The organism is Stenotrophomonas sp. P5_B8, assembly GCF_054049855.1.
In genome coordinates this window covers 1-4850 of sequence record NZ_JBFULO010000296.1, presented here as the reverse complement: position 1 = coordinate 4850, position 4850 = coordinate 1, and the positions used below count along the sequence as shown (strand labels likewise).

At 68.1% G+C, this 4850-nt stretch carries 4 protein-coding genes; all 4 read left to right on the top strand.

Going from position 1 to position 4850, the window contains the following annotated elements:
• A partial coding sequence (locus ACXJKH_RS14810; RefSeq protein ID WP_457320377.1) for a DUF2135 domain-containing protein occupies window positions 1-1701 on the top strand: 1701 nt, incomplete at its 5' end.
• 142 nt (window positions 1702-1843) lie between these two features.
• Entirely contained in the window at window positions 1844-2761 is a 918-nt protein-coding gene (locus ACXJKH_RS14805; RefSeq protein WP_256777172.1) for a LytTR family DNA-binding domain-containing protein, read from the top strand.
• Window positions 2762-2816: 55 nt separating this feature from the next.
• Window positions 2817-3942, top strand: a protein-coding gene (gene prfB, locus ACXJKH_RS14800; protein ID WP_256777204.1) for a peptide chain release factor 2 whose coding sequence is annotated in 2 segments (ribosomal slippage) — window positions 2817-2891 and window positions 2893-3942 — 1125 coding nt in all. Because the reading frame shifts where the segments join, the coding sequence is not laid out codon by codon here.
• A gap of 122 nt (window positions 3943-4064) precedes the next feature.
• A partial coding sequence (locus tag ACXJKH_RS14795; RefSeq protein WP_457320375.1) for an amino acid--tRNA ligase-related protein occupies window positions 4065-4850 on the top strand: 786 nt, incomplete at its 3' end.

Below are 4850 nucleotides of genomic sequence, written 5' to 3'. Positions count from 1 at the left end.
GTGCTGTCCAGTGCCGCCGAGGTCGACGCCGCGATGCCGTTGTTGATGCAGCAGCCGGCTGACGTGGTCGAACTGCGCGGCGATGGCGTGGACCAACTGGTGGCCGACGCCAGCCATGCCAGTCAGGGCTGGTTGCGCGTCACCGGGCGCGTTCAGCGCACTGACGGCGCGGTGGATGTTGGGGTGCGCCTGGCCGATGGCCGGGTCCATCAACAACGCATTGCCGTGTCCGGCGCCCGTGCGCTGGACGGTGGACTGGTGGCGCACGCGTGGGCCGATGCGCAGATGGCCGCGTACGCGGCAGACCCGGTCGCGCACGAGGACGCCATGCGCACGTTGTTCCGGCAGTTCCGCCTGGTCGGGCCCGATACCTCGCTGCTGGTGCTGGAAACCCTGGACGACTACCTGCGTTATGGCATCCGCGCACCGGCACCGCTGCGGGAGGCATACGACCGTCTGCATGCGGTGCGCATTGATGATGAAAAGCAGGCCCGTCGCCAGCGTCTGGACCAGATCGCGCGGCAGTTCGCCGACCGCGAACGCTGGTGGAACACGCGCTGGCCCAAGGACGCACCGGTAGCCAAGGCCGGGCTGGAGAAGTCCGCGCCGATGCCGGTCGCCGCGGCCGCACCGGCCGAGGCGCAGCCTTACATGGAGACCCGTGCCAACGACGTGGTCAGCGCGCCCGCACCGCCGATGCCGATGGCGCCGATGGCGGCACCCAGTCGCGCGAGCGGCCAGCTGCAGAGCGTCGAACTGACCGCCAGCAAGGTCGCAGGCGGCAGGGCCAACAGCGGCGCCATCGCGATCGCCCTGGCCCCGTGGGAGCCCGATTCGGACTACGCGCGCCGCCTGCGCGATGCCCCGCCGGCACAGCTGTACGCCACGTACCTGGCCGAGCGCGACCAGCACGCCGACAGCAGCGCCTTCTACCTGGACGTGGCCGATCTGCTGCTGGCCAAGGGCCAGCGCGACCTGGCCCTGCGGGTGCTGTCCAACCTGGCCGAGATGCAGCTGGAGAACCGCCATGTGCTGCGCGTGCTCGGCTACCGGCTGATGCAGGCCAGGGCGCCCGAGCTGGCGGTGCCGGTGTTCCAGCAGGTGCTGCGGCTGGGCGAGGAGGAGCCGCAGAGCTTCCGTGACCTGGGCCTGGCGCTGGAGGCCAGCGGGCAGTACCCGCAGGCCGTGGCGATGTTCAATGAGGTGGTGGAGCGGCCTTGGGACGGTCGCTTCGATGGGATCTCGCTGATCGCGCTGGACGAACTCAACACCCTCGCCGCGCGCGAGCGGGTGGACCTGAGCGCGGTCGATCCGCGTCTGCGTCGTGCGATGCCGCTGGACCTGCGCGTGGTGCTCAGCTGGGACAGCGACAACAGCGACATGGACCTGTGGGTCACCGACCCCAACGGCGAGCGCGCGTATTACGGCAACCGCCTCACCTACCAGGGCGGGCAGATGTCGCAGGACTTCACTGGCGGCTACGGGCCCGAGCAGTTCTCGCTGCGCGAGGCCAAGCCGGGCACGTACAAGGTGGAGGCCAATTTCTTCGGCAGCCGTGAGCAGCTGGTCACCGGCGCCACCACGCTGAGCCTGCGCCTGAGTACGCATTGGGGGACACGCAGGCAGCGCGACCAGCAGGTCACGATGCGGCTGAAGGAACGCGCGGAGACGGTGCTGGTGGGGGAATTCGAGGTGCGCTAGCACCCGCGTTAGTCTGCAGGGGACACACGGCCGGGACGCCCGTGCCGTGTGTCGGATGCGCGCTGCGGGCAGCCGATGCGCCGCACCAGCAGCTACCATGCCCGATTGCTGCATGATTCCGCCCCGCCGCATGGACGACCCGATGACTTCCCGCCCTTCCTCCCGCTGGCGCCCCACCACCCGTTGGCTGGTCTGGGCCGCCATCCTGCTTGCCAGCGCGGTGGCCAACGCCTTCGTCGAGGTCATGGACGCCAGCCGCCGTGGCGAGGCGCTCGCGTTGTGGCAGCCGATGACCTGGGAGCTGAGCAGCGCCGGCATGATCCTGCTCACCCTGCCGCTGCTGTGGTGGGGTTGCCAACGCTGGCCGTTGCATGCCGACACCTGGACGCGCCGGCTGCCGCTCTACCTGCTGGCCAGCGTGGCGTGGTCGCTGCTGCACGTGGTCGGGATGATGGCGCTGCGTCACCTGGCCTACGCGAGCCTGGGCGAGCATTACGTCGATGGCTCCGGCTGGGTTTCTCGGCTGCTGTACGAGTACCTCAAGGACGTCCGCGCGTTCTTCACCTTCGTGGCGATCGAGCACTTCTTCAGCTGGTTCGGCCGCCGGCGGCAAGGCGAGGCGCACCTGCTGGCCGCGCCGGAGGATGCACCGCCCGAAGAACCGGTGGACCGGCCCGAGCGTTTCCTGGTGCGCAAGCTCGGCCGTGATTTCCTGGTGGCTACCGGCGACATCGAATACGCCCAGGCCGCCGGCAATTACATGAACCTGCACGTGCGCGGCCACGACTACCCGTTGCGCAGCACCATGGCCGCGCTGGAGGCGCGGCTGGACCCGGCGCGGTTCGTGCGCATCCACCGCAGCTACGTGCTCAACCTGGGCTTCCTGGTGTCCATCGAGCCGTTGGACAGCGGCGAAGCACGCGCCCACCTGGCCGACGGCAGCGCGCTGCCCTGCAGCCGCCGCCAGCTGCCGGGCCTGCGCGCGGCGCTGGGGCAGGGGGCGGCGGCGGGCTCAACGGATGCGGCAATGCCGGGCGGCACCACCCGCGCATCTACATGAACGGGCGTTCCAAGCTACAATTCAGGCCTTGTCCCAAGCCTTCAACACCGCCGATATGATCGAGCTCAATCCCGTGCGCCAGCGAATCACCGATCTGACCGATCGCGTGCTCTCGCTCAGGGGGTATCTTTGACTACGACGCCAAGAAAGAGCGTCTGGAAGAAGTAACCCGGGAACTGGAAAACCCAGACATCTGGAACAACGCCGAGTACGCCCAGAACCTGGGCCGTGAACGCGCCAACCTGGAAAAGACCGTCGGCGGYATCGCCACGATCCTGGACGGCCTGTCCGAGTCCGGCGAACTGCTCGAACTGGCTGAAAGCGAGCAGGACGAAGATACCGCCCTGGCCGTGGTCGCCGACCTGGACAAGTACCAGAAGCACGTGGAACAGCTGGAATTCCAGCGCATGTTCTCCGGCCAGATGGACACCGCCCCGGCCTTCGTGGACATCCAGGCCGGTGCCGGTGGCACCGAAGCCCAGGACTGGGCCGAAATCCTGCTGCGCATGTACCTGCGCTGGTGCGAATCGCGCGGCTGGAAGACCGAGTTGATGGAAGTGTCCGGTGGCGACGTCGCCGGCATCAAGTCCGCCACGCTGCGCGTTGAAGGCGATTACGCCTATGGTTGGCTGAAGACCGAAACCGGCGTGCACCGCCTGGTGCGCAAGTCGCCGTTCGATTCGGACAACCGCCGCCATACCAGCTTCACCTCGGTGTTCGTGTCCCCGGAAGTGGACAACAACATCGAAATCGACATCAACCCGGCCGACCTGCGCACCGACGTGTACCGCTCCTCCGGTGCCGGTGGCCAGCACGTCAACAAGACCGAGTCGGCGGTGCGTATCACGCATATTCCGACCAACACGGTCGTGGCCTGCCAGACCGGCCGCAGCCAGCACCAGAACCGCGACAACGCGATGAAGATGCTGGCCGCCAAGCTGTACGAGCTGGAAGTCCAGAAGCGCAACGCCGAGCGCGATGCGGTGGAAGCAACCAAATCCGACATCGGCTGGGGCAGCCAGATCCGCAATTACGTGCTCGACCAGAGCCGCATCAAGGACCTGCGCACCGGCATCGAGCGCTCGGACACCCAGAAAGTGCTGGACGGCGACCTCGACGAGTTCGTCGAGGCCAGCCTGAAGTCCGGCCTGGCCGTGGGCTCCAAACGCATCGACGCCTGACCGTCGGGTCGCCCCACGCGGCCCGATGCGCCCGCCCCGGGCCCGCCCGGGGATTTCGCACTCTGCCCCGTCCATCGGCATGATGGCGGGGTTCGTACCTCCCCCAGACATAGACCCACGCCATGAACGATCAGACCCACGCGCCGCAGCCCCCCGTCGACGAGAACAGCCTCATCGCCGAGCGCCGCGCGAAACTGACGGCGCTGCGCGGGCAGGGCATCGCCTACCCGAACGACTTCCGTCGCGAGCACTTCGCCGGCGCCCTGCAGGCCGAGTTCGCCGACGCCGAACAGTGGACCGCCGAGGCCCTGGACGCTGCCGACCGCCAGGTCAGGATGGCCGGCCGGCTGATGGCCAAGCGGGTCATGGGCAAGGCCAGCTTCGCCCAGATCCAGGACGAATCCGGTCGCATCCAGCTGTTCCTGCAGGGCAGCACCCTGGGCGATGCCTACACCGCCTTCAAGGGCTGGGACGTGGGCGACATCATCGCAGTGGAGGGTGGGCTGACCCGCACCAAGACCGGTGAGCTGTCGGTCAAGGCCACCAGCATCCGCCTGCTGACCAAGTCGCTGCGCCCGCTGCCGGACAAGTGGCACGGCCTGTCCGACGTGGAGCAGCGCTACCGCCAGCGCTACGTCGACCTGATCGTGACGCCGGAGTCGCGCGAGGTGTTCATCAAGCGCTCGCGGATCATCCGCGCGATGCGCGCGTGGCTGGACAACCGCGACTTCCTCGAAGTCGAAACGCCGATGATGCATTACATCCCCGGCGGCGCCACGGCCAAGCCGTTCACCACCCACCACAACGCGCTGGACCTGGACCTGTACCTGCGCGTGGCCCCGGAGCTGTACCTCAAGCGCCTGGTCGTGGGTGGGCTGGAGCGCGTCTACGAGATCAACCGCAACTTC